The sequence below is a fragment of the Rhodococcus sp. NPDC055024 genome (assembly GCF_053608585.1).
This window is the reverse complement of sequence record NZ_JBSGVT010000010.1, coordinates 1-24,317: the sequence shown is the minus strand read 5'-3', so window position 1 is coordinate 24,317 and position 24,317 is coordinate 1. Positions and strand designations below refer to the sequence as shown.

At 64.3% G+C, this 24,317-nt stretch carries 23 protein-coding genes; 13 read left to right on the top strand and 10 right to left on the bottom strand.

The features are described from left to right. The first annotated feature begins 8 nt into the window (after nt 1–8). Nucleotides 9–1,136: a glycosyltransferase family 4 protein gene (locus ACWF6P_RS20630; protein ID WP_378538840.1), complete on the top strand. Its 1,128-nt coding sequence runs from the start codon at nt 9–11 to the stop codon at nt 1,134–1,136. 83 nt (nt 1,137–1,219) lie between these two features. Here ACWF6P_RS20630 and ACWF6P_RS20625 read toward each other — a convergent pair whose 3' ends face one another. After that, the gene (locus ACWF6P_RS20625) at nt 1,220–3,031 is read right to left on the bottom strand and encodes an AMP-dependent synthetase/ligase (protein ID WP_452622286.1); all 1,812 of its coding nucleotides are present in this window, start codon (nt 3,029–3,031) and stop codon (nt 1,220–1,222) included. A 159-nt stretch (nt 3,032–3,190) separates the two neighbouring features. On the opposite strand from ACWF6P_RS20625, the gene ACWF6P_RS20620 reads away from it, so the two are divergent. From ACWF6P_RS20620 to ACWF6P_RS20585, 8 genes are all read left to right on the top strand, one after another. Continuing rightward, nucleotides 3,191–3,577 (top strand): polyketide cyclase / dehydrase and lipid transport, encoded by a 387-nt coding sequence (locus ACWF6P_RS20620; RefSeq protein WP_452622285.1) that lies wholly within the window; start codon nt 3,191–3,193, stop codon nt 3,575–3,577. A 54-nt stretch (nt 3,578–3,631) separates the two neighbouring features. Continuing rightward, nucleotides 3,632–4,069 carry an SRPBCC family protein gene (locus ACWF6P_RS20615; RefSeq protein ID WP_378448008.1) on the top strand — a complete coding sequence of 146 codons (438 nt, stop codon included), beginning with the start codon at nt 3,632–3,634 and terminating at the stop codon, nt 4,067–4,069. After that, entirely contained in the window at nt 4,070–5,374 is a 1,305-nt protein-coding gene (locus tag ACWF6P_RS20610) for an ArsA family ATPase (protein WP_452622284.1), read from the top strand. It begins immediately after the preceding gene. Then, nucleotides 5,371–5,796: a hypothetical protein gene (locus ACWF6P_RS20605; protein ID WP_452622283.1), complete on the top strand. Its 426-nt coding sequence runs from the start codon at nt 5,371–5,373 to the stop codon at nt 5,794–5,796. Before ACWF6P_RS20610 ends, ACWF6P_RS20605 begins: the two co-directional genes overlap by 4 nt. Nucleotides 5,797–5,920: 124 nt before the next feature. Next, nucleotides 5,921–6,961 carry an ROK family protein gene (locus ACWF6P_RS20600; RefSeq protein ID WP_020969875.1) on the top strand — a complete coding sequence of 347 codons (1,041 nt, stop codon included), beginning with the start codon at nt 5,921–5,923 and terminating at the stop codon, nt 6,959–6,961. Nucleotides 6,962–7,055: 94 nt separating this feature from the next. Next, on the top strand, nt 7,056–7,862 hold the full coding sequence (locus tag ACWF6P_RS20595) for a lysophospholipid acyltransferase family protein (RefSeq protein WP_452622282.1): 807 nt from the start codon (nt 7,056–7,058) through the stop codon (nt 7,860–7,862). A 66-nt stretch (nt 7,863–7,928) separates the two neighbouring features. After that, nucleotides 7,929–8,420, top strand: coding sequence for a polyadenylate-specific 3'-exoribonuclease AS (locus ACWF6P_RS20590; protein ID WP_003941683.1), 492 nt, complete (start codon nt 7,929–7,931; stop codon nt 8,418–8,420). Nucleotides 8,421–8,510: 90 nt separating this feature from the next. Next, nucleotides 8,511–9,896, top strand: a complete 1,386-nt coding sequence (locus tag ACWF6P_RS20585; RefSeq protein WP_007730070.1) for a class II 3-deoxy-7-phosphoheptulonate synthase — start codon at nt 8,511–8,513, stop codon at nt 9,894–9,896. A gap of 62 nt (nt 9,897–9,958) precedes the next feature. Here the strand turns inward: ACWF6P_RS20585 and ACWF6P_RS20580 are convergent, their stop codons facing one another. Both ACWF6P_RS20580 and pknB read right to left on the bottom strand, forming a co-directional pair. Next, on the bottom strand, nt 9,959–10,387 hold the full coding sequence (locus tag ACWF6P_RS20580; protein WP_452622281.1) for a protein-tyrosine phosphatase family protein: 429 nt from the start codon (nt 10,385–10,387) through the stop codon (nt 9,959–9,961). Nucleotides 10,388–10,414: 27 nt separating this feature from the next. Further along, nucleotides 10,415–12,478 carry a Stk1 family PASTA domain-containing Ser/Thr kinase gene (gene pknB, locus ACWF6P_RS20575; RefSeq protein WP_452622280.1) on the bottom strand — a complete coding sequence of 688 codons (2,064 nt, stop codon included), beginning with the start codon at nt 12,476–12,478 and terminating at the stop codon, nt 10,415–10,417. A 303-nt stretch (nt 12,479–12,781) separates the two neighbouring features. Between pknB and ACWF6P_RS20570 the strand changes: the two genes are divergently transcribed. Next, nucleotides 12,782–13,150: an Rv2175c family DNA-binding protein gene (locus tag ACWF6P_RS20570; protein ID WP_230813547.1), complete on the top strand. Its 369-nt coding sequence runs from the start codon at nt 12,782–12,784 to the stop codon at nt 13,148–13,150. A gap of 35 nt (nt 13,151–13,185) precedes the next feature. Here ACWF6P_RS20570 and ACWF6P_RS20565 read toward each other — a convergent pair whose 3' ends face one another. The 4 genes from ACWF6P_RS20565 to ACWF6P_RS20550 form a co-directional block, all read right to left on the bottom strand. After that, the gene (locus ACWF6P_RS20565) at nt 13,186–14,127 is read right to left on the bottom strand and encodes a phytoene/squalene synthase family protein (protein ID WP_452622279.1); all 942 of its coding nucleotides are present in this window, start codon (nt 14,125–14,127) and stop codon (nt 13,186–13,188) included. Nucleotides 14,128–14,146: 19 nt separating this feature from the next. Continuing rightward, nucleotides 14,147–15,715 carry an alpha-(1->6)-mannopyranosyltransferase A gene (locus ACWF6P_RS20560; RefSeq protein WP_452622278.1) on the bottom strand — a complete coding sequence of 523 codons (1,569 nt, stop codon included), beginning with the start codon at nt 15,713–15,715 and terminating at the stop codon, nt 14,147–14,149. Nucleotides 15,716–15,813: 98 nt separating this feature from the next. Then, nucleotides 15,814–17,406, bottom strand: coding sequence for a phytoene desaturase family protein (gene crtI / locus ACWF6P_RS20555; RefSeq protein WP_452622277.1), 1,593 nt, complete (start codon nt 17,404–17,406; stop codon nt 15,814–15,816). A gap of 2 nt (nt 17,407–17,408) precedes the next feature. Next, a complete protein-coding gene (locus tag ACWF6P_RS20550) occupies nt 17,409–18,548 on the bottom strand; it encodes a polyprenyl synthetase family protein (RefSeq protein WP_452622276.1) in 1,140 nt (379 codons plus the stop codon). Between the two features lie 170 nt (nt 18,549–18,718). On the opposite strand from ACWF6P_RS20550, the gene ACWF6P_RS20545 reads away from it, so the two are divergent. Continuing rightward, nucleotides 18,719–19,708, top strand: coding sequence for a methylenetetrahydrofolate reductase (locus tag ACWF6P_RS20545; RefSeq protein WP_020908084.1), 990 nt, complete (start codon nt 18,719–18,721; stop codon nt 19,706–19,708). A gap of 48 nt (nt 19,709–19,756) precedes the next feature. Here ACWF6P_RS20545 and ACWF6P_RS20540 read toward each other — a convergent pair whose 3' ends face one another. The 3 genes from ACWF6P_RS20540 to ACWF6P_RS20530 form a co-directional block, all read right to left on the bottom strand. Next, nucleotides 19,757–20,551 carry an LppM family (lipo)protein gene (locus ACWF6P_RS20540; RefSeq protein ID WP_452622275.1) on the bottom strand — a complete coding sequence of 265 codons (795 nt, stop codon included), beginning with the start codon at nt 20,549–20,551 and terminating at the stop codon, nt 19,757–19,759. A 70-nt stretch (nt 20,552–20,621) separates the two neighbouring features. Continuing rightward, entirely contained in the window at nt 20,622–22,220 is a 1,599-nt protein-coding gene (locus ACWF6P_RS20535; RefSeq protein ID WP_452622274.1) for a phytoene desaturase family protein, read from the bottom strand. After that, nucleotides 22,217–22,822 (bottom strand): GNAT family N-acetyltransferase, encoded by a 606-nt coding sequence (locus ACWF6P_RS20530; RefSeq protein ID WP_452622273.1) that lies wholly within the window; start codon nt 22,820–22,822, stop codon nt 22,217–22,219. Before ACWF6P_RS20530 ends, ACWF6P_RS20535 begins: the two co-directional genes overlap by 4 nt. A 147-nt stretch (nt 22,823–22,969) precedes the next feature. Here ACWF6P_RS20530 and ACWF6P_RS20525 point away from each other — a divergent pair, with 147 nt between their 5' ends. Together ACWF6P_RS20525 and ACWF6P_RS20520 are read left to right on the top strand one after the other, a co-directional pair. Then, nucleotides 22,970–23,521, top strand: a complete 552-nt coding sequence (locus ACWF6P_RS20525) for an SAV_6107 family HEPN domain-containing protein (protein ID WP_452622272.1) — start codon at nt 22,970–22,972, stop codon at nt 23,519–23,521. 237 nt (nt 23,522–23,758) lie between these two features. Next, nucleotides 23,759–24,205 carry a DUF3040 domain-containing protein gene (locus ACWF6P_RS20520; protein ID WP_378538821.1) on the top strand — a complete coding sequence of 149 codons (447 nt, stop codon included), beginning with the start codon at nt 23,759–23,761 and terminating at the stop codon, nt 24,203–24,205. The last annotated feature ends 112 nt before the right edge of the window (nt 24,206–24,317 follow it).

Below are 24,317 nucleotides of genomic sequence, written 5' to 3'. Positions count from 1 at the left end.
GTGGACGGATGCGCCGGACCCTCTTGGTGACCAATGATTTTCCTCCTCGCCCCGGAGGTATCCAGTCTTATCTCCACACGTTCGCAGGGCACCTGCCGGCGGACAAGTTGGTGGTGTACGCGCCGAGGTGGCGGGGCGACTCGCACAAGAAGTTCGACGCGGCACAGCCTTTCGAGGTCGTTCGGCACCCGACAACGCTGATGCTGCCCTCGCCTTTTGTCGCTCGTCGGGCCGCGAAGCTGGTCAAGAAGCACGACTGTGAGTCGGTCTGGTTCGGTGCGGCGGCGCCGTTGGCATTGTTGGCGCCGGTTGTTCGGCGCGCTGGAGCGAGCCGAGTGATCGCGAGTACCCACGGCCACGAGGTCGGATGGTCGATGATTCCCGGTGCGCGGCAGTCGTTGCGCGTGATCGGTGACCACACGGATGCGGTGACGTTTGTCAGCAAGTACACCCGTGGACGGTTCTCGGCGGCTTTCGGCCCGCAAGCGGCACTCGAGCACCTGCCGTCGGGCGTCGACACGTCGGTGTTCCACCCGGACTCGGTCGCCCGGGCAGAACTGCGCAAGCGATACGGGCTGGGGGAGCGGCCCACGATCTTGTGCTTGTCGCGGCTCGTGCCCCGCAAGGGACAGGACATGCTCATCAAGGCGCTTCCGGCCATTCGCAAGAGCATCGACGGGGCGGTACTGGTGATAGTCGGCGGTGGGCCCTACGAAGACCACCTCCGTCAACTGGCGCGTAAAACCGGGATGGACGATCACGTCGTCTTCACCGGCACGGTGCCCGCCGCGGAGTTGTCGGCTCACCACACGATTGCCGACGTGTTTGCGATGCCGTGTCGTACCCGAGGCGCCGGCTTGGACGTCGAAGGATTGGGAATCGTCTACCTCGAGGCTTCGGCGACCGGCGTTCCGGTCATCGCCGGGCGCAGTGGTGGCGCCCCGGAAACGGTGCAGCAGAACAAGACCGGGCTCGTGGTCGACGGCACCTCGGTTCGTGACGTGGCCGAATCGGTGATCGAGGTTCTGTCCGATCGTGATCGAGCGGCCGCGATGGGAGCAGCCGGCCGGGCGTGGGTTGCCGAAGAATGGAAGTGGGACACGCTCGCTTCGAAGCTGCGTAATCTCCTCGGCTGAGCTACTGCGGACTCGAACGCCAACGGCCCGCACCGAATTCGGTGCGGGCCGTTCACTGCGGCGGAGACCTACTTGCCGGAAAACTACTTGGCGTAGATCTTTTCGATGTCAGCGGCAAAGCTCTCGTGCACGACGTTGCGCTTGAGCTTCATCGTGGGCGTGAGTTCGCCTGTGTCCTCGGAGAAGTCGACCGGAAGAATGCGGAACTTCTTGATCGCCTCGGCGTGTGAGACGAGCTTGTTGGCCTCGTCGATGGCGTCCTGGATTTCACCGACCAGTTCGCCGTCCGAGACCAGGTCGGCAGCTGTAGTTCCCGCGGCCTTGTTGTTGCGCTCGTTCCAGGCGGGGAGCGCCTCGGCGTCGATGGTGATGAGAGCGCCGATGAAGGGCTTCTGGTCGCCGACCACGATGGCCTGGCTGATCAGCGGATGGGCACGAAGGGAATCTTCGAGCTGAGCGGGAGAGACGTTCTTGCCGCCTGCCGTGACGATGATTTCCTTCTTGCGTCCGGTGATGGTGATGTAGCCGTCCTTGTCGACGGTGCCCAGGTCGCCGGTGTGGAACCAGCCGTCCTCGATCGACTCGGCGGTCGCCTTCTCGTTGCGCCAGTAGCCGGTGAAGACCACGGGTCCCGAGAGGAGGATCTCGCCGTCTTCGGCAACGCGAACGGAGTTGCCGGCCAAGGGCTTTCCGACGGAGCCGACCTTCTGGGCGCCGATGGTGTTGACGGCGAACGCTGCGGTGGTTTCGGTCAGTCCGTAGCCCTCGTAGATCGTGACGCCGATACCTCGGAAGAAGTGGCCGAGTCGAGCGCCGAGAGGTGCACCACCGGAAATGGCCAGCTGGCACTGTCCGCCGAGTGCAGCGCGCAGCTTCGAGTAGACGAGCTTGTCGAAAAGGGCGTGCTTGGCTTTGAGGACGATGCCGGCGCCGCCCTTGTCCTGGGCCTCGCTCCAGGCAACCGCAGTGTCTGCGGCCGCGTCGAAGATCTTGCCCTTGCCGTCGCCGTGCGCCTTGGCACGTGCGCTGTTGTAGACCTTTTCGAATACACGCGGCACCGAGAGGATGAAGTCGGGCTTGAACTCACCGAACGTCGGAACGAGGTTCGGGATGTCGCTCGTGTGCCCCAGCGTTGCACCGGCATCGAACGACGCGATGCTGACTGCGCGAGCGAGAACGTGCGCGAGCGGCAAGAACATCAGGGTGCGAACACCGGGAGTCTTGAGCAGCGTGCCGAGGTTGGAGTCGAGGATGCCCTTCGACTCGGCAATGAGGTTGGAGTGCGTCAGCTGGCAACCCTTGGGTCGGCCTGTGGTGCCCGAGGTGTAGATCAGGGTTGCGGGATCGGAGGCCTTCAGTGCGGCGACGCGGGCGCGGACGTCCTCGTCGGAGATGTCGGCACCCAGTGCGGTCAGTTCCTCGACAACACCTTTACCGCCCGCCGCGGCATCGATCTGGTAGACCGAGCGGAGCGCGGGTGCGGCTGCAGCGACATCCTTCACGGTGGCGGCGTGCGTGTCGTTCTCGACGATGAGGTCGATTGCCTCGGAGTCCTCGAGAATCCAACGAACCTGCTCGGCTGCGGAGGTTTCGTAGATCGGAACCGTCACGCCACCGGCTGCCCAGATTGCGTAGTCGACGAGCGGCCATTCGAAGCGAGTCGCCGACATGAGGCCGACGCGGTCGCCCTGCTTGACGCCGATCGCGATGAGCCCCTTGGCGACGGCCGTCACCTGAGCGGCGAATTCGCCTGCAGTGACATCGACCCATGCATTTCCGACTTTGCGCTTGTAGACAACCGCCGCCGGCTTCGTCTTCGCGAAGGCGAAGACCGAGTCGACCGCGGAGGCATCCTCGGGAATGGTGAACGTCTGGGGTGCGCTGAACTCAGGCACGAAATACCTCCGACACTGCGAAATACTGACGAGTAGGGTTTTCGTCTCCTACTGTAGTCGCATGTCCGACGCAGTTGTGGCCAGGCTTACAGTCTGTCCGGTATGCAGTGGTGCGACACCCCTCGACGCTTCGCCGACGCGATATGTGAAGCTACTTCGGTGAGCAGCATCCAGGTCGCAGACCAGACTTTCATCGCCGCCCCGCCCGAGCGGGTCGCCGAACTGTTGTCCTTGCGTGCGCGGTGGCGTCGCTGGTTCAGTGATCTTGCGCTCGAAGTCCGGGAAGATCGTGGCCCCGCAGGATTTCGCTGGGGAGTGTCCGGTCAGCTGGTCGGCACCATGGAGGTGTGGCTCGAACCGGTCATGGACGGGACGATCGCGCACTACTTCCTGCACTGTGAACCGGTCGGCGTATCCCCGTCCGATCTGGCGAGCCTCGACCTCGCCGCGATGAACCGAAAGCGTCGGGTCGACGGCAAGGTCATGTCCTTCGAGCTCAAGCGCGAACTCGAAGCAGGGCGTGCCGCCGGAGTGGCACCGGACTGATAATCGAAGCAGTGCAGGTTCTGGACTCTTGACGAAGGAAGGTAGCGCAGTCGTATGGCCGAGAAGACCAAGGGGTTGATCAGCATCGACGCCCCTGCCGACGCCGTGATGAACGTCATCGCCGATTTCGCGCAGTACCCCGAATGGGTGGCCGCGGCGAAGTCCGTCGAGGTGACGGCGCCGGGGCAGGGCGGCCGCGCGGACCGAGTGCGTTTTGTCCTCGACGCGGGAATGGTGAAGGACACCTACGAACTGCAGTATTCGTGGGCGCCGGACGGTATGGCGGTGAGCTGGGAGCTGATCTCGGGTGAGATCCAGAAGTCCCAATTCGGTTCGTACACACTCGAGCCCGGCCCGAACGGCACCACGTCGGTCACCTACGAGTTGACGGTCGACCTGACCATTCCGATGATCGGTCTGTTCAAGCGCAAGGCCGAGAAGATCATCACCGACACAGCTCTGAAAGAACTGAAGAAGCGAGTCGAGGGCTGAGTGCCGGAGCAACGATCGCGCGTCCAACTGTTCGTCGGTAAAGGCGGAGTAGGCACGACGACGCTTGCCGCAGCGACTGCTGTGTCGGCTGCGGCCGACGGGGCGAGAGTGCTCCTGGTGTCGATCGATCAGGCAGGTTCTCTCGCGGACGTCCTGGGCGTGCCGAATCCGCGAACGACTACACCTCTCACCGAACACCTCGACGTCCGGCATCTCGACACTTCGGCGCTACTCGAGGAAAAATTCCGAGGATTGTCGGGATTGATCGATGCTGCAGGAAATTTCGGAGCGGGAGATCACGAACACGGTTCGTCGTTCGAGGGGTTGGAACCGGAAGAGTTGACGGGATCCCTGGGCGTCCAGGACATACTCGGGCTCTCCGAGGTCGTCGACTTCTCGGACAGCGGTGACTACGACCTCGTGATCGTGGACTGTCCGGCCGCAGCCGAAGCGCTGAGGATCCTCGGGTCGCCGTCGATGGTGTCGGAGTATCTCGAGCGATTGTGGCCGCGGCACAGGCGGATGGTCGCCGTGACGGGCACGGACATGCGATTGCTTTTGCTCGTGTCCGTCATCGAACGGGTGCTCGCGTCGGTGGATCGAATCGCAGTGCACCTCTCGGATCGGGAGAACACCAGCGTTCGTGTGGTGACGTCGGCGGATGGCGTATCGGTCGCGGCGACTCGTCGGACGTTGTCAGGGCTGGCACTCGCAGGATTGCGAGTGGACGAGATTGTGGTCAACAACCTTGTCCCGCAGTTCAACTCGCCAGCGGAGGAGGGCGTCGACGATTCGCAAGCGGCGCGGTGGCTCGCTTCGATCCGGGCGTCACAAGAACTCGTCGTCGACGAATTGCGTGGATCAACCGATGGAATGTCCGTCACAACGGTCGAACGCGCCCGCGTCGAACCGGTAGGGTTGGCGGCTCTGGGCGAGATCGCGGCCACGTTCGCGGGTGGAACGGGCACGGATTCGGGCACTTTCGACACCGTCGACACCGTCGACACCGTCGACACCGTCGACACCGTCGACACCATCGACACCGCGGACAACATCGTGGTCTCGTTGGAGTCGGGGGCCGGAGTCGATTCGGTGTACGTGATGCGGATGTACCTTCCGCTCGTGGATCCGTCGTCGTTGTCGTTGGGCCGGGTGGAGGACGATGTGCTGGTGGGAGCAGACGGCGTACGACGCAGAGTTCGTTTGGCGTCGGTGCTGCGTCGTTGTGTCGTGAACGGGGCGGAGTTGGACGGCAGTTACCTGATCATCCGGTTCAGCCCGGATCCCGCGGTGTGGCCGGTATGAGCGAAGAGCACGAGCGCCTCGTCGCGGAATTTCGCGCGCTGGCGGATACCGTTCTGACACGTCTGGAACCGATGTTGCAGAAGGCTGCCACAGCATCCACCGGCGCAGCATCCACTGCCACGACGGCCACCGACCTGGGGGACGACCCCGGTTCAGCGGACGCGCAGCCGGTGTTCAGCGGCTGCAGTTGGTGCCCGGTGTGCGCCCTCGCTGCACTGGTTCGCGGTGAGCACCACGAACTGCTGGCCTTTCTCGCGGGCCAGGCAGCAGCATTCCTTGCGTTGCTCCGCGAGATTCTCGACGAGTTTCTCGGGGGTCCGTCCGGCCCGGATCATGGACCTGACAGTGGTGCGACGACGCAAGGGGCCGAGCGAACTCGGACGGCTGCATTTGTCCCGATCAACGTGACGGTCAAGGACTGACTTAGTACCCCGGGTAGAACGAACGGCGCGCGTTGAGCACAATCGACACAATGGTCACCGACGCACGAGTCACCGATACAGGGTGCGCACTCCAGCGGGCGCCGCTCGCGCGGGAATTGTCGCGATGAGCGCGCGCCGCTTGAAAGCGGTCTCCGACTCCACCATGGACGACATCTTGACGGTCGGCATCGACGTCGGCGGGACGAGCATCAGGGCCTCCGTCGTGGACGTGGACGGACAAGTGCTCGAGATGATTCAAGCTCCGACCCCGCAGTCGGCCAGAGCTCTCGAGGACGGCCTTGATCGCGTCGTGCGCGAGTTGGTCACCAGGCACGAGGTATCGGCTGTGGGGTTGGCGGTCGCAGGCTTCATCACGTCCGATCGAAGCTCGGTTCGGTTCGCCCCGCACTTGCCGTGGGTGGATGCGCCGGTCGGAAGCGACCTGAGCAAGCGACTCGGACTGCCGGTCGTTCTCGAGCACGACGCCAACGCAGCAGCATTCGCGGAACATCGATTCGGCGCGGCCGCAGGGGGGCGCAATGTCGTGATGGTGGCAATCGGGACCGGAATCGGCGGCGCGCTCCTGATCAACGGCGAGCTGTACCGGGGGAGTCACGGCGTCGCCCCCGAACTCGGCCACATCCAGGTCGTGCCAGGCGGGCGGCAATGCGCGTGTGGCAAGCGTGGGTGTTGGGAGCGTTATTGCAGCGGAACGGCACTCGTGGACACGGCAATTGAACTGCTTGCCGCCGACCCGGCCGCGTCGACGGTTCTGGCGCGTGAGGTAGCGGTGGATCCGGGGTCCCTCACCGGTCGTCGGATCGCCAACGCCGCGCAGGACGGTGACCCACTCGCGCTGGCGACCATCGCCGAGTTCACCCGTTGGCTGGCCGTCGGACTGGCGATGGTCGGCGACGTCTACGACCCCGATCTGGTGGTGATCGCCGGCGGCGTCGCAAGTTCGGCCCCACTGTTTCTCGACGACGCCCGTGAGCAGTACGCGACATTGTTGACGGGCGCGAAGCACCGCCCGCTGGCACGAATCCGTTCGGCTCAGCTGGGCGAAGCTGCAGGGATGGTCGGCGCCGCAGCCCTGGCTCGCTCGGTAGTGCCTCAGGATCTCGGTGGGGTCGACGGCGCTGGAACCACATCTGCCGGACTGTGATCGGCGCGATCCTGCAGGGGCGTGTGTAGCGGGGGTTACGGGTCGGCAGTAAGGTCGTACTCAGCGAAATTCAGTTGTGAATGGGAGGGACGCCGTGTGGTATTGGCTCTTCAAGTATGTGTTGCTGGGGCCGATTCTCTGGCTACTCGGGCGTCCGACAGTCAAGGGTCACGAGAACATTCCGACTGACGGAGCGGCCATCCTGGCGAGCAATCACCAGGCGGTTCTGGACTCGTTCTACCTTCCGCTTCGCGTCAACCGCCGCATCACGTTCCTTGCCAAGAGCGAGTACTTCACCGGTTCCGGCCTGAAGGGCGCTTTTCAGAAGTGGTTCTTCACCGCGGTCGGTCAGGTCCCCATCGACCGAACCGGCGCGGACGCCGCGCAGGATGCGCTCAACGCCGGTCTCAAGGTTCTCGGTTCTGGCAGTCTGCTGGGCATCTACCCCGAGGGAACGCGTTCACCTGACGGTCGTCTCTACAAGGGCAAGACCGGAATGGCGCGCCTCGCGCTCGAATCGGGTGTCAAGGTGATCCCGGTTGCGATGGTCGGTACCGACAAGATGAATCCGATCGGCTCACGGATGTGGCGCCCAGCCAAGGTCACCGTGATCGTCGGCGAACCCATCGATTTCTCCCGCTTCGAAGGCATGGGCGGAAACCGCTTCGTCGAGCGCGCAGTGACCGACGAAGTGATGTACAAGCTGATGAAACTCTCCGGCCAGGAGTACGTGGACATCTACGCGGCGAGCCTGAAAAACCAGGCGCCCACGAAACCCGAAGTTGCCGTCGACGTTCCGTCGGAGAACGGCGAGTCGGTTGTTGATCTCGTCGCCTCCGCCGAGTCGACGGAAGCCTCGAAGACCGACAAGGATTCGGTCCCGGACGCACAGGCCAGCTAGAGATTTCCCACATCTGCCGCGCGCGCATTGGCTCCAGGGCCTGCGCGTGCGGCATAGTTTTCGGACGTGCGCTACTTCTACGACTGTGAATTCATCGAAGACGGTCGAACCATCGATCTCGTGTCCATCGGCGTTGTCTGCGAGGACGGCCGGGAGTACTACGCGGTCTCGACGGAGTTCGATCCCGCCCGTGCCGGTAGTTGGGTGCGCAAGAACGTGCTGCCGAAGTTGCCGCAGCCGTCGTCGCCGCTGTGGAAATCCCGCGAGAAGATCCGCGACGACCTACTGAAATTCTTCGTTCCGCGCCCGATGGTCGTTCCGGAACTCTGGGCGTGGGTCGCCGCCTACGACCACGTCGCGCTGTGCCAGCTGTGGGGCGATATGACCGAACTACCGCAGTCGATGCCGCGCTACACCCGCGAACTGCGACAGTTCTGGGAGGACAACGGCAGTCCTGCCCTCCCGTCAGCGCCCGCCGACGCACACGACGCGCTTGCCGACGCCAGGCACAACCTCGTGAAGTTCGACGCGATTTCGGCAGCACGTTCACTTCGCTGACCCAGGTTTCGGTACGCGAGAAGTGTCCCGATTGGGCTGCGATCGAGAGCCTGTGTGACGCGCCGACGGGCGAGCGAATATCCTGTAGAGGTGAACTGGACTGTCGACGTGCCGATCGACCGCTTGCCCGAACTCCCGCCGCTGCCTGCCGGACTGCGTAAGCAGCTCGACGAGGCGCTCGCGAAGCCCGCTGCTCAACAGCCCTCGTGGCCCGCTGACCAGGCGGCTGCCATGCGGACTGTGCTCGAGAGCGTGCCTCCCATCACGGTGGCCAGCGAAGTCGAGGCGCTGCAAGAGCGTCTCGCGCAGGTCGCGCGTGGTGAGGCATTCCTGCTCCAGGGCGGTGACTGCGCCGAGACATTTGCGGACAACACCGAGCCGCACATCAAGGGAAACATCCGCACGTTGCTGCAGATGGCCGTCGTACTCACCTACGGTTCCTCGATGCCGGTCGTCAAGGTCGCTCGCATCGCCGGTCAGTACGCCAAGCCGCGTTCCGCCGACATCGACTCGCTGGGTCTGAAGTCCTACCGCGGCGACATGATCAACTCGCTCGTCGCTGACGAGGCAGTCCGCGCGCACGATCCTTCACGTCTGGTGCGTGCATACGCCAACGCCAGCGCCGCGATGAACCTGGTTCGCGCACTCACCGGCGCCGGCATGGCCGACCTGCACAAGGTGCACGACTGGAACCGTGAGTTCGTCGCAGCGTCTCCCGCCGGCGCACGCTACGAGCAACTCGCTGCCGAGATCGACCGCGGCTTGCAGTTCATGAACGCGTGTGGCGTCACCGATCCGAGCCTGCACCAGGCACAGATCTTCGCCAGCCATGAGGCTCTGGTTCTGGACTACGAGCGCGCGATGCTGCGTCTCGACAACGACAGCGATCACCCCAAGCTCTACGACCTCTCGGCTCACTTCCTCTGGATCGGTGACCGCACCCGTCAGCTCGACGGCGCGCACATCGCCTTCGCCGAGTTGGTGTCCAACCCGATCGGTCTCAAGATCGGTCCGAGCACGACGCCGGAAATGGCGGTGGAATACGTCGAGCGTCTCGACCCCACCAACAAGCCGGGTCGACTGACCTTGATCTCGCGCATGGGTAACGGCAAGGTCCGCGACCTGCTGCCCGCGATCATCGAGAAGGTCCAGGCCACCGGCCACCAGGTCATCTGGCAGTGCGATCCGATGCACGGCAACACACACGAAGCCTCCACCGGATACAAGACGCGCCACTTCGACCGCATCGTCGACGAGGTTCAGGGCTTCTTCGAGGTCCACAACGGTCTCGGCACGCATCCGGGTGGCATCCACGTCGAGCTGACCGGTGAGAACGTCACCGAGTGCCTTGGCGGCGCACAGGACATCTCCGACCTCGATCTCGGCGGTCGCTACGAGACGGCGTGCGATCCGCGACTGAACACGCAGCAGTCGTTGGAGCTCGCCTTCCTCGTGGCCGAGATGCTGCGAGGCTGACACCTCGCCCGTGCTGATTCGCCGGTAACGCCCTCACCCGCTCGCGCAGGTGGGGGCGTTCGCTATTTCGTGAATCGCGTGACAAATCGGCGCTGCCAGGGCATTTCGACGGCGCGAGGTGAGTAGTGTGCGCGAACGTACGCGGTGGCGTCCTGACTCGGCACGCCGTCCACGACGGCGAGAGCGGCCAAAGCAGTTCCGGTGCGGCCGTATCCACCACCGCACGCGATCTCGACTCGTTCGGTTTCCGAACGCACCCACACTTCGTGCAGAGCGCTGCGCAGCGCAGCCGGATCGCTCGGCAACCAGAAATCCCGCCAGCGGACCCACACCGAATCCCACTCGGTAGCGGGAGGTTCTTTACCGGTCAGATAGACGCCGAAGGTAGGGAGAGGCCCGGAAGGAAGTGGATTGCGGAGTCCTCGACCCCGGATCGATCGTCCCGACGGCAGGTCGAGTATCCCTAAGCTCTCGGGTTCCCATGTGACCATGAATTCAGACTAGGCCGAAGCGGACTGTCAGGGAATTGCGACGACGCTGATGTCGGTGCCCTTGGCAACGAGGTCGTTCTTGACGCTCTGGCTGATGATGACCGAGCTGTCGTTCTGAGTGAGCTGACGCACGGTGATCTCGAGGCCGAGGCGGCCGAGTTCTTCGCGTGCGGAGGAGACGGAGCGGCCGATCAACGAGGGAACCTTGACGGAGTCGGAGATCAGGAGAACAACGGAGGTGCCGGCGTTGACCGAGGACCCGACAGCGGGATCGGTGCCGATCACATTGCCGCCCTCGACGGCGTCGTCGAACGTTGTTCTGGTGGTACTGACGGAGATGCCTACCTTGTCGAGGGCTGCGCGTGCAGCGTTCTCGGACATGCCCTTCACATCGGGAATGTCGACTGGCGGTGACCCTTTGGACGTGATGACCTTGACAGAGGAGCCCACGGCAACTTCGGTTCCCGGTGCCGGGTCGAGGGCTGCCACGCCGCCGATCGGGATCTTGGAACTGAAGGTGTCCCCACCGTCGACCGCCACGAGGGTGCGGTCGGAGAGTTGTGCGCCCAACGCCGTGACGTCGCCGCCGGCCGGAATGGGTGGGACCGTCGGACGCCCGAGCGAAGTCAGGAGCGCGACGGTCGAGCCTTTGGTGACCCTGGATCCGGAAGCCGGATCTGTCCCGATCACCGTGTCGATGGGTTGGGCATCGGAGTACTGACCCTGGACGTCGGGAGTGAGCCCGGCGTCCTGCAGGGCGGTGACCGCAGTGTCCTTGGTCAGCCCGTCGATCGAAGGAACGGCTGTGTAGCGGCCCGAGCCCATCCACCATCCGCCGAAGCCCAATGCAAGCGCGAGGACCGCGATGACGAGTAGCCAGATCAGGGTGGCTCGCCGCGATTTGCGTCGTGCCTCGACAAAATGAGCATGCGGATCGTGGGGCCCCAGTTGGTCGTCGCCGAAGTCGGAACCGTCGTCGAAATCCGAGTCGCCGTCGACCGTCGCCGGACGAGCAGTTTGCGCGGTGACCGCGCGAGTGTGCTGGATGCCGCCAGGGGGAGGGGAGCCCGTGCCGAGCGCCGTCGTGGCTGCGGCAGCAGGGGCAACGCCGGACGCCAACACCGTCGTGGCAGCAGAGTTCGGGCGCACAGCAGAGTTCGGGCGCGCATCCGCGGGGGGCGCCGGCGCCGCTTGTGGCCGTGCCGGGGCAACCTGCGCGCTTTGGTGCTGGGCGCTTCGGCGCGGCGCCGGAACGCGATACGACGGAAGTTCCAGTTGTTCGCTCACGCTGCGAAGTGCAGCTGCCATCTCACCGGCGTCGGCGAAACGATGTGCCGGCTCGCGATGAGTGGCTTCGGCAACCAGGCGATCGAACTGCGCCGGTACACCGGGGATGCGGGAACCGGGGCGCGGGACATTGTCGTGGATGCGTTGGTAAGCGATGGAGAGCGACGTATCTCCGGTGAAAGGGGTTGTACCGGTGAGAAGTTCGAACATCAACACGCCGGTGGAGTAGACGTCGCTTCGAGTGTCGGCAATTCCGGACGTCACCTGTTCCGGCGACAGATAGGCCGCGGTGCCGAGGATCACGCTGTTGGATGTGGTGGTTGCTGCCGCGGCCGCACGCACCAATCCGAAGTCGGCGATTTTCACTTCACCGGTGTCGGAGATGAGGATGTTCTCCGGTTTGACGTCACGGTGAACCAGTCCCGCTCGGTGCGCGACCGCCAGCGCGTCCAGGACAGGCGCTACGACCGCTGCAACGGCGTGAGGCGGCATCGGTCCGCGCTCACGGAGTAGTTCGCGCAAAGTTCCACCGTCGACGAGTTCCATCACGAGGAACACGTGATTGCGATCGCTGCCCTGGTCGTAGACGGCCACCAGGGCCGGATGCTTGAGCCGGGCCACGGCCCTGGCCTCGAACTCGAAACGAGTCAGGAACGCTGGATCACCGGCGAATTGCGGGTCCATCACCTTGATCGCGACAGGTCGATCCAACCGTGTATCGAGGCCTCGATACACGGTCGACATACCGCCGCGCGCGATCGGTGCGTCCACTCGATAGCGGCGCTCGAGCATTTCGCCGATCAACCCTCGACCTCCGTAATGACTGTTCCTCCGTATTTACGATCTGCGTGTTTACGATCTGTGTGGTGGCTATCAGCAAGTAAGTGGTTGTGTGCGGCGCAATGGCCCCCGCCGTACGGGCGCCGATTCACGGTCACCGCGCATTCCCGGTTACTGATACGCCGCATCCCGTCCATCGTAGCCAGCGATACCGACGCGGAAGTCTCGAGAACGTCACAGAGCGTATTGGCCGAACCGGAGCGACGGTTTCGAGCACGCCGCCGGGCGGTACACAGCGGGCACGCCGGACCGGATAAACTTCCCGCGGTGAGCGCGATTCCTTATTGTGATGATGTCCTGGATTCTTCGGTTTCCCTGTTCCAGCTGGTGGATGTGGCGAAGAACGTCGGGTTGCCGGTGAGCAAGGTTCACCAGTTGCTTCGCGATCACAAGATCGTCGCAGTCAAGCGTCACGGTGTTCTCGGTGTTCCCGAAGTGTTCTTCGGCGAGGACGGCCAGATCGTCAAGTGGCTGCCCGGTCTCCTGGCGGTATTGCACGACGGGGGCTACACCGACATCGAAATCCTTCGCTGGCTGTTCCTGGCCGACGATTCCCTGCCTGGTCGCCCGGTAGACGCACTGCATGGCGATCTCGCGCGTGAGGTCATCCGCCGCGCGCAGGCGATGGCCTTCTAACTCGCCGGCTTTCCGACAACTCACCCACTGCGCATTCAACCGCGCCGGATTTTCGCCGCGTACGTAGCCGACCGGACGAGACCGGGCGCTGCGACCCGAAGCCGCGTGCGTCCGGGAACGGACACTCGTCGATGCAGTATCCGGAAGTCGGCGCGCTCGACCTGATCGAGAATTGCTCCGTACAACACGAAAGCTGTGTGAATCGACGGCTGGACCCGCCGGTCGAGCATCGGGATTCCGGATTCGGCGGACCGATACCGTCCTCGCGTCACGGCAATGAAGTGTGCCAGTGCGCGCTTGACGCGAACGTCCACCGTGCCGGTTCTGCGCCCGTGCTCGAGCATCTCGATGTCGACGCCGAATGCGGCGAACTCGCTTGCCGGTAGGTACAGGCGTCCGCGGTCGAGGTCTTCACCGACGTCGCGGATGAAGTTGGTCAGCTGAAACGCCTCACCGAGATTCGACGCGGGCACTGCGGCTTCCTGCTGCGGAACGCTCACTCCGAGAATCGGCAGCATCTGCAAACCGATGACGACGGCCGAGCCGTACATGTACTCGCCCAATTCGTCCATGGTGTTGTAGACGGGTCGAAACTTCGCCGTGTCGGGGGCGTCCATCCGCATGGACTCGAAGAAGGCTTCGAAATATGCACGAGGAATGTCGAACATCTGCACGGCGTCGGCGAAGGCCGGCAGGACACGGTTCAGGTCCGAGGGAATCGTTGCCGGGCGGTCATGTATTCCAGCGGCGTCCAGCGCCGTGAACGTCGCACGTTCGACATCGGCCAGGACAGTGCCGCGTTCGTGCGGACCCGACGGTTCGTCCACGACGTCGTCGACGATGCGAGCAAATGCGTAGAGGGCGTGAACTGCGCGACGTCGTGGCTCGGGTAGTAACCGCGCGGCCAGAAAGTACGTGCGGCCGTGTTCCTTTGTCACGCCCTCGCAGAATCCGTAGGACGCGGACAGTGCGTTCATGACCTGTGGATCACGCGGATCATGACGTCGAGGTCGCCGAGGCTGGTGTAGAGACTTCGGCCGGTTTTTCATGACGCCGACCACGAAGTCGGAGTGGGTCTTCCGTCTGTAAGGACATCGCCGCGATCACGGCGGCGAAGATGGCCAGAGCCACATGCGGGAAGGTGTACAGGCCGATGGATCCGTCCGGCTGGAACACGAGCATCAGCCAGGTGGACAGGCCGGTCAGTACAGCGAGGGTGGTCGGCGACATTGCAAAACCGGCCGCTACTGCCAACGGCCAGGAGTAGTACCAGGGGAGTGCGGCGGGGGAGAGAACGACGATGGCGACCATCACGATCACGATGCCCATGACGGCGTCGCGCTCGGTCTTGCGGTAGCGCCACCACACGACGGCGATGATCGCGATCAACACTACTGCCGAGATGGTCCGCGAGACTTCGAGGATGTCGTTGAAATGGTCACCGGCGAACCAGGAGGTGGCCATGGTTCCGATGTGCGCCACGATCGTGGGCAGCGAGAGCCAGTTGATGATCTTTGCCGAGCCGGAGAGTGCCGTCGTCCAGCCGAGGCCGACGCCGGCAATCAGTGAGGTGGATCCGAGTACCGCCACGAACACGGCAAAACCGGCACCCGCCGTCTTGACGAACGACCGGATCGGTGACGCCGGTTCGCGGCCGGCGGCCGCGGCATCCTCCCGCTCGTGGATCATCCAGATCCAGACGATGAACGGGAGCGCAACGCCCGCGGTTGCCTTGATCGCGACGGCGAGTGCAATCAACCCTATTCCGAACAGATGCTTACGTTCGAGGGCGAGCGCGATGCCTGCGGCCATGAGGCCGACCATGAGCATCTCGTTGTGAACGCCGCCGATCAGGTGGATCAGGACGAGGGGATTGAGTACGGCGAGCCACAGGGCGATCGAGGTGTTTCCGCCGAGTTTCGTCGCGAGATGGGGGACGGCCCACATCATCAGGGCGAGTCCGGGGAGCATCGTGATCCGCAACAGCATCGTGCCGGCGATGACGTTCTCTCCGGTCAGGCGAACGATGGCGTCGGCGAGGAGAAGGTGAACCGGCCCGTACGGAGTAGTCGTCGTCGTCCACACGTTGGAGACGTTGTCGAGCAGGATGCCCGGATTGACGACGGGGCCGACGGCGTACGGGTCGAAGCCGTTGCGCAACAAGGCGCCTTGTGCCAGGTAGGAGTAGGCGTCACGGCTGAACATGGGAACCGCGAACAGCAGCGGAAACGTCCAGACCGGGACGACGTAGCGCAGACCGCGCAGCGAGACGTCACCGCGCAGAGTCGAGCGGCCCAGTCGAACCCAGGCGCCGATCATGCAGAGAACACCGATCCACACGATTGCCGCCGACAGGATCGATCCGTGTCCGAAACGTAGCCAGGACAGATGCATCGACTCGAGCAGCGGATCCTGGCGCCGGACGCTGCCGGCACCGAATCCGCCGAAAGTGATCATGACTGCGCCGAAGAAACCGAGCAGTGCACTGTGACCTTCGGGAGTCCGAAGGAAATTGGCGGCCCTTAGGTGCCACGGTATTTCAGTGGCTGCGGCAGAGGACGTCATCGGTGCAGGTTCCTCCCCCGAGGAGATCGGTGTCGATCGGCGCGTGCAGCGCCCGAGTCGGTGAATCGTGGATGAATGGTCGGTTACGAGGGGCTAGTTTAGTTGCTCGCACGAGTGCCCACCGCGCTGGCTCGCTCGCGTGTACCGGTAATACGTTCGGCGGCGAGCCGACCGGACAGCAGAACGGTCGGTACTCCTACCCCCGGAACGGTTCCCGACCCGGCGAGAACGACGTTGTCGAAGCCGCGGGCGAGGTTCTTGCGTCGGAACGGCCCCGTCTGGGTGAAGGTGTGTGCCGCCGCGAACGGACTACCGGCGGCCATGCCCTTCTCGAGCCAGGTCTGCGGGGTGTCGACGTGATCGATCTCGAACGACTCGACCAGTCCCGTGTAACCGCGTTCCTGCAGCGTGAGGAGGATTTCGCGGACGTAGGGCATGCCGAGAGTCGACCAGTCGAGCGGCGCACTGTCCAGATTCGGGCACGGCGCGAGGACTGACAACGGTTCACGGATCCGGCCGTCTCGCGAGAAGGCCAAGCCCGGATCGGTCTGTGCCGGTCGGGTGACGAGCAGTGACGGATCACTCATCAGTTGCCCGCGGCCGCGGCGTGCCGTGATCTCGGCGAAGGTACGCTTCCACGCCTCGCCGAAGTCGATCATGTGGTGTCGCTGCGCGGGCCATCCGTCGGCGACCGTAGGGGAAACAGTGCCGTGAATCACGACCGCGGACGGCGATGTACGCACTCGGCGCGGGCGGATTCGGGTATGAGGGCGCAGGAGCGAGTCCGTGACGGCCATGTCGGGAGTCAGGACGGCAGCGTCGCAGTGGAAGCGCTCACCGCCACGTGTGTGAACGGCATGCACGCGCCGATCGCTCACTTCGAGGCGTTCGACAGTGCGGCCGAGATGCAGAATTCCACCGGCCTCGGTGAAGGCGTCGGCCATGGACTCGGCGATCGTGCGCATCCCGCCCTCGGGGAAGTAGACGCCGAGCGAGGTATCCATGTGCGCGATCGCCCCGTACACCGCGAGGGCTCGAGACGGAGCAACGCCCGCATACAGCGCTTGGAAGGTGAAGATCCGCCGAAGGCGAGGGTCGCGGATCTTGCGATCCACCTGCCCACCCAGTTTCCCGAATCCTCCGAGCGCGACGAGTCGGCTCAGATCCTTGACCGCGGCACGCGAATTGACCAGTCCGAGGGGAGAATCGAAGTCGGCGTCCATGAAGCGATCGAATTCGGCGTCGAAGATTCGGTTCAGCCATCGGCGAAGCGCGCGGTATCGCTGCGCTTCTTCCGGCCCGCAGACGCGGGCTACTTCGGCAGCCATGTCTTCGGGATCGGCGTGAACGTCGAGAGCGGTGCCGTCCGCGAATCGCGCGTGGTACGTCGGATCGAGCTTGTGCACAACGAATTTGGGGTTCGTCGAGTCGGGGTCGGCGCCGACGGCGGCAAGGGCGTCTTCGACGAGTTCGGGCATCGTGAGCACCGTGGCGCCGTTGTCGATGCTGTAGTCACTGCCTTCGTAGATGCCGACTCGTCCACCGACCGAGCTGTTGCTCTCGAGAATCGTGACTTCGCGCCCGGCGCCCCGCAGATACAACCCCGCAGACAGTCCGGCGAGTCCGGCGCCGACGATCACGACTCGATCGGTCGGCGAGCTGACAGTTCGAGTGCGGTGCACGTCTGCCACGGTCAGTAGCTTCGCTTCGTGGCCGCGATCGCCATGTCGGTGAGACGAGCCTTGGCCTCAGCCGTTGCTGTGCTTGCGCCGAGAGCGTTCGACGCTGCCTCGACGAGGGTGTCGATCTGCGTTTCGACGTCGGTGACGGCGCCGAGATCGGTCATCACCTCGCGCAGGGTGTCCACTTCGTTGTCGGTCAACTCGGTGCCGATTCCGTTGCGAAGTAGTTCGGCCGCCGCCGGGTCCGCGGCGTCGGCGCGGGCGAGTGCCATCGCGAACAGCACAGTCCGCTTGCCTGCAATGAGATCGTCGCCCGAGGGTTTGCCCGTGACGGACGGGTCTCCGAACACTCCGAGTAGGTCGTCGCGAAGTTGGAACGCGATGCCGATGTCGGTTCCGAACGTGCGGTAAGCGTCGATCAACTCGGCGTCAGCACCGAACAGTGCGGCGCCGAGGTGCAGTGGGCGTTCGATCGTGTACGCGGCGGTTTTGTAGCGGTTGACCCGCATGGCCGCCTCGACGGTTTCGTCACCGCGGGCTTCGTTGCTGATGTCGAGGAACTGGCCACCGAGCACCTCGGTGCGCATTGCCGACCAGACCGGGCTGACCCTTGCGGCTGCCTCGGGGCTGATCCCGGATTCTCGGATCATGTCGTCCGCCCAGGCCAACGCCAGGTCGCCGAGAAGAATGGCGACGGCCTCGCCGAAGTGTGCGGAGTCGCCGCTCCACTTCTCGCCGCGGTGCTGGTCCTCGAATTCGACGTGAACGGTCGGGAAGCCGCGCCTGGTCGTTGATGCGTCGATGATGTCGTCGTGGACGAGCGCGCAGGCCTGCACCAGTTCGAGGGCCGCGCACGCGCGAATCACGGCGTCCGCGTCGCTCCCGTTCGGGTCGCCTCCGGCGCCGAGCCAACCCGTCCAGGCGAACGACGGCCGGACCCGCTTTCCCCCACGCAGGACGAAGGCCTCGAGGGTATCGACGGCCTTTTCGTATCCACCGCCGATGTTCGAGACGAGTTCGCGGCGTGAAGCGAAGAAGTCGCGGAGCGCTCCTTCGAACATGCCTGGCAGTTCGAGTGAGGTCGGATGCGGTGCGGTGTTGGTCGAACTCTGTCCAACGCGCGCGGTTCCTGCGGACAGGGTGGCCTCCATGATCGGTATGTTCTCGCGCCGGAGGGTTACACGGAAGCGAGCTTGGAGCCCAGCTTAGTGGGGGTTGGAATCAACGGCGGGTCGGGCCGTGAACTGCGTGATCCTGACATTCGGGATGCGCAGTCCTGGGCGATGAGCTTGTTTGCGGCTGGAAAACATATGCTTGACCGGTGACATTCGATCCAGTCAGGGGCCGCTCCAGCGAGGGGTGGGCCACCCGAACACCGTCGATCGTCGATCGGATCGCTTCCTCGACAGGTAGCCGCATTCCGTTCTCGGTCGAGTTTTCGCCGCCGCGCGACGCCGACGCCGAAGCGCGCCTGTGGCGTGCGGTGCGTACCTTCGAGCGGCTCGGACCGGCATTCGTCTCGATGACGTACGGCGCAGGTGGCTCGACGCGCGATCGAACAGTGCGCGTCACCGGTGAACTGGCCGAAGAGACGACCCTGCTGCCGGTTGCTCACCTGACTGCGGTGTCGCACAGCACCGAAGAACTTCGTGCCATGGTCGGTGCCTACGCCGATCGTGGGATCAGCAACATCCTCGTATTGCGCGGCGATCCGCCCGGCGATCCGCTCGGCGAGTGGAAGAAGCATCCCGAAGGCGTCGAGTACGCCGAGGAACTTGTGCGGATGGTCCGTGACCTGGGCGACTTCCACGTGGGTGTGGCGTCGTTCCCCGAGGGCCACTACCGCGCTCCGGACTTGGCATACGACACGAAGTACCTGGTGTCGAAGCTGCGTGCCGGCGCGGAGTACTCGATCACTCAGATGTTCTTCGACGTGGAGGACTACCTGCGTCTTCGTGACCGGGTCAGTGCGTACGACGCGGAACAGGGCGCCAAGCCGATCATCCCGGAGATCATGCCGGTGACCTCGCTGCGTTCGGTGAGGCGCATGCTCGAACTGTCGGGCTCGTCGCTGCCTCCCGCCCTCGAACGTCGATTCGACGCCGCGGCCGGAAGCGGTCCGGAAGAGAACCGTGCTGCGGTCCGTGAACTCGGCATCGATCTGGCCACCGAGATGGGTGAGCGGTTGATCGCCGAAGGTGCTCCGTGCTTGCACTTCATCACGTTGAACTTCGCGCGTGCAACGAGTGAGGTCCTCGAGCGCCTCGGTCTCACCCCCGACACCTCGGTCGGGACAGCGCAAGCCGTCTGATCTTCGGTTGCCTCGCTCGACAACGATCGAGTGGGCAACCGCCAGGCGCTACTTCGTGGTGTTTCTCGGATTCTCGGTGTCAGCTTGCTTCGTGACCGGTGACTTTGTGACAGGCGTCTTCATGGCCGGTGCTTTGGAGGCGGGTGCGCGCTTGACCGGTGCGCGATTGCGCGCCATCCAGGCCAGCGCGCCGACGACGATTGCTACCCCGAGCGTCAGTCCGGCCATGATGCCGGCCCAACCGGCGAAGCTGCGAGTGCTGGGATCCGCATAGTTGACCTCGGCACGCATCGTCGACACCTCGCCGGCAGGCAACGTCCACGACACCCGGGAATCACCGTCCCGGGTTCCGTTCGTGGTGCCCACCCGTGCCGGGAATGCGATGCTGACCTGGACGTCGGCGCCCTGGGCCGGCAGCGTCTTCAGGTCTACCTTGCCGTCGAGTGTGACGGTGTCTCCCGAGCGCTTGAGGGTGAGCTGGAAAGAGCCGGATCCCTCCGCGTACATCGAACTCAGCTGGGCGACGTCACCGAAAGACAGATCGCTGAAGAACGCCTGGCTGCCGACGTATCCGTCCTTCTTGTACTCCTGGACCCGTACTTTGTCCTCCAGTGAGGAAGGTGGGGTCAGCTGGGGACCCTTGTCTGCCTCGTCCGCAGGTATCGCGGCGGCGACCACCTGACCCGACACACGATCGTTCGCGGACACGCCCATCGACACCTGCACGCGGATGCACCCGGCCAGCAAGGGAACCAACATCAGGGCGAGCGCGGCAACCGTCAGGAAGCGTTTCCGACTGGTCGGCTTGGCGGCGGGATCGGTGGACTGTTGCACACTGGCCATCGTGCCAGCCGTGGCGTAGCCAGTCATCGAGGCGGGGGCGTGTCGGCGGGTGAAGTTCGGCGGGTGACCTTCACGACCTGGCCGAACGACGCATCCAACGACCAGTCGCACCCCGGCGGCTGTCGGACAGTGCGATTCGAGCGGCGCTGCGACCACTGGCTCCGGACACACCACCACCGGGATGCGTCGACGCACCGGTCAGGTACAAGCCGTCTGCTCCCGGAACGCGATGCCTCGACAGTTCCGGAAGCGGTCGCCACAACATCATCTGATCGAGTGACATCTCGACGTGCATGACATTTCCGCCGATCATCCCCAATTCCGACTCGATGTCGCGGGGAGTCTGAATGAAGCGGTCGAGGACGGAATCAGCGAATCCGGGCGCGACGGCCTCCATCTCGCCGACGATCCGGTCGGCCTCCGCCTCCGCGACCGACGCCCAATCACGATGCCCGCTGAGGCGATACGGTTGCCACTGCGACCACAGCGTCACCTGATGTCGACCGGCCGGGGAGATCGTGGGATCGATTCCGCTGAAACTCATTCCGAGAACCGCAGGGCGAGGAGGAAGTTCCCCCGCCAGCGCTGCGCCGTGCGCAGTGCGCAAGTGGGCGCGATCGGAAACGAGCAATTGCAATCCCGACGTGCTTTCCTGCGTCGTGGCATCGCCGCGGTAGGACGGAAGCGCCGATGTTGCCAGTCGCAGTACCGCACCGATACCCGGGCCTACCCTGATACGGCGACGCCACCGTTCGAGCGTCTCGCCGTCGAAGCCGCCGCGGCCCAGGAGTTCGAGCGTGGTGAGGATGTGGCACCCGGCAATTACCTTGCGAGCGTGAATCTCTCGACCGTTCTCGGTCGTGGCGGTCCAGTGATTCGAGTTGGGGCGGATCGACGCCACACCGTCACCGAGTGAGATTGCGGCGCCGTCGACAGCCATGCGGGAGGCCAAAGCAGCGCTCAGCGCGCCGCTCCCGCCGACTGCACGCCCGGGAGGCAAGACGTGCATGAGTGCAGCGAAGCCGACCATCGGAGCGGTTCCCGGTTCCGACATCGGAGGCCCGGACTGGGCGCCGAACCACGCCAACGCAGCCTTGAGTGCCTCGCTGTCGAAATACTCGTCCAGCAGTGCGTCGCCGGGCGCGAGGAACTGCCGCGAGAGTTCGCTGTTGCCGCGAGCGGTGGCGAGACCTCCGAACGCGCCGATCAGGTTCGATCCGGTGGGCGGCGCCGAAAACGCTTTCATGACGTGTCGACTGCGCTCCGACCAGACTGCGACGAACCGCCGATACGAGTCGGCGTCCTTTGTCCCGCAAGCTCGTTCGATGGACCGGCAGGTTGCGTCGAGGTCGCGGTGAAACACGATGCCCGGCCCGTCGGTGCCCGGGGCAGGCGGCGCGAACGCCCACGGGTCACAGTCGATGTAGCGCAGCCCGTGCGCGCCGAGTCCGAGTTCCTCGATGATGCCGCTGTGTCGAATCATGAGGTGCGCCGACGACCCCCGGTCCACCTTGTATCCGGGAAATCGTTCGACGGTCGAGACGGCGCCGCCGAGAACCGTGTCCTTCTCGAGCACCTCGACCGACCAACCCTCGCGTGCGAGGTAGGCGGCCGAAACGAGCGCGTTGTGTCCGGAGCCGACGACGACGGCGTCGAGAAGTGCGCTCACAGCGGCAGTCCGCGGCCGAGGACCGCGAACGGTCGGTTGTCGCCGGCAAAACGAAATCTGCGGAGCACGTCACGAAAGCCGAGGCGACGGTACAGCCGCCAGGCACGGTTGTCCTCGTCGTACACCTCGGGGGTCGACAACAGAACACTGCGTTCGGGTCGCTCGGCGAGGAGGTGGCGCAAGAGCGATTCGCCCAACCGGTGACCTTGTCCGTTCGGATGCACGTGAAGTTCGGTGAGTTCGAAGTAGTCGCTCAGAGTCGCATCGATCTCGCTCTGGGGGCGACCCGAGCGCCGAAGCCCGTGCAGAACCTGCTGATGCCACCACTGGTCCGGGCTCCCGCGATACCCGTAAGCGATGCCCACCAGTGGCAGATTTTCGTGCGACGGTTGCTGGGGAACGGCCAATGCGCCGACGGCTTTCCAGCCAGGCCGGTTCGCATGCTCCTGCCACATCGGTGCGCGATGGAACTCGGTTCCTCGCGGATAGTCCATCGCTGTGACGTACACGGCCAGTGCCTCGTGGAGTCGACTCGCGAATTCTTCGCGGTCGAGGTCGACCGTATGTGGTGTCCAGGCGATCTGCGGGTCGACCGGTCTCACCTCTTCTCTTGACGGCGTGTCGGTGGGTGCAGTTATATTGAATAGGTCGAACAGATGTTCGATGTGGGTGATCCGGAGATGCCCGAAGGGAAGCGGGCATCTCCGGCCCACCTGGTCTTGGATCCTTACGGTGCAGGAGGTGCCCCGATGTCCGAGCGTGTGAAGCCTGAACGTGTGAAGTTCGAACGAACTCTTCCTACCGAGTTGTCGAGTCCGTCGGATGCCGCAATCTCTCGATTGCCGATGTCGGCGCGGCGGTCGTTCGGTGCGACAGCCACCAGCCACGGCAGTGTTCAAGTGGGAAAGTCCGGTGTGGCATGGGGACTGCTTCGGAAGGCGGATGCGCTTCTGGAAGAAGCGATAGGGGCGGGCGATCCTGCCGACCGGTTCCGGTGTGCTTACCTGGCGGCGCTACGTGGTGCCGGGGCGGTCTTGGCGGCGGCCCCTGCCGGTGCCGGCTCGAAGCGTAAGCGAACTGGAAACGCGTGGGTCCTGATGGACGCCGCGGCGCCCGCGTTCGGTGCGTGGTCGAAGTTCTTCGCGGGGTGGTCCGCTACGCGTGCGGCCGTGGAAACCGGTGTGTCGATCGTGATCACAGACTCCGATTCCGACGCATTTTTTGCCGAGGTCGGTCGTTTTCTCACCGCAGTCGAAGATTTCATCGGCCAGGACACGTCCGCGCATTTGCAAGCGTCGTGAACAAATGGTCCGTCCCGGCAGTCATTTCCGGGGAAATTCCTGGTCTGCGCGGGCAAATGGAGCCGAATCGGGGCCCTTCGGCACGAATACGTACGCTTGTGGCGGAACTCGTACCCGGAGTTGGTGGTCCGAGACCTAAACTGCTCGTATTATGAAAACAGGTAATCGTCCAAGTTGATTACCCGCCGCCTCACACCGTGAGGTGGTTGCCAAACTTCCAGTGCCGGGGGAGGTACCGTGCCACTCTCCGAGCACGAGCAGCGCATGCTCGATCAGATCGAGAGCGCTCTCTATGCCGAAGACCCCAAGTTCGCCTCCAATGTGAGGGGCGGCCGTATGCGGGCGCCGTCGAGTAGACGGCGATTCCAAGCAGCGGCTCTATTCGTGCTGGGTCTGGTCCTGCTGATCGCGGGGGTTGCCCTCCCGCTCAAGCCGGGCGGTTTTCCGATCATCAGCCTGTTCGGTTTCTTGTTCATGTTCGGCGCAGGGGTGTTGTTCCTCTGGGGTGGTGGACGTAAGTCCGCAGCAGCTGCCGACCCCGCTTCCGAAGGCGGCAATCATCCGTCCGGTCCGCCGGGCAGGGGTGCTGCCGGTGGTTCCGGACGGGGACGCGGCCGGAAGTCCGGCGGCGGATTCTCGTCGAGGATGGAAGATCGATTCAAACGCAGGTTCGAGCAGGACTAGCTCTCCCGCCCTTCTTCGGGGCTAACTTCGAGAGTGATGCAGTTCGGACATGACGCCCTTTGCAGGGCACGAACGACCACACGTGTGGCGGTCGGCAACCAAGGTTGCCGAC

What these genes read in the sequence shown, in the direction of transcription:
- ACWF6P_RS20615 (WP_378448008.1), top strand. Translation starts at nt 3,632, where the DNA reads ATGGCCGAGAAGACCAAGGGGTTGATCAGCATCGACGCCCCTGCCGAC.
- ACWF6P_RS20630 (WP_378538840.1), top strand. Translation starts at nt 9, where the DNA reads ATGCGCCGGACCCTCTTGGTGACCAATGATTTTCCTCCTCGCCCCGGA.
- ACWF6P_RS20605 (WP_452622283.1), top strand. Translation starts at nt 5,371, where the DNA reads ATGAGCGAAGAGCACGAGCGCCTCGTCGCGGAATTTCGCGCGCTGGCG.
- ACWF6P_RS20550 (WP_452622276.1), bottom strand. Translation starts at nt 18,548, where the DNA reads ATGGAGGCCACCCTGTCCGCAGGAACCGCGCGCGTTGGACAGAGTTCG.
- ACWF6P_RS20565 (WP_452622279.1), bottom strand. Translation starts at nt 14,127, where the DNA reads ATGAACGCACTGTCCGCGTCCTACGGATTCTGCGAGGGCGTGACAAAG.
- ACWF6P_RS20540 (WP_452622275.1), bottom strand. Translation starts at nt 20,551, where the DNA reads ATGGCCAGTGTGCAACAGTCCACCGATCCCGCCGCCAAGCCGACCAGT.
- ACWF6P_RS20600 (WP_020969875.1), top strand. Translation starts at nt 5,921, where the DNA reads ATGAGCGCGCGCCGCTTGAAAGCGGTCTCCGACTCCACCATGGACGAC.
- ACWF6P_RS20560 (WP_452622278.1), bottom strand. Translation starts at nt 15,715, where the DNA reads ATGACGTCCTCTGCCGCAGCCACTGAAATACCGTGGCACCTAAGGGCC.
- ACWF6P_RS20580 (WP_452622281.1), bottom strand. Translation starts at nt 10,387, where the DNA reads ATGGTCACATGGGAACCCGAGAGCTTAGGGATACTCGACCTGCCGTCG.
- ACWF6P_RS20525 (WP_452622272.1), top strand. Translation starts at nt 22,970, where the DNA reads ATGTCCGAGCGTGTGAAGCCTGAACGTGTGAAGTTCGAACGAACTCTT.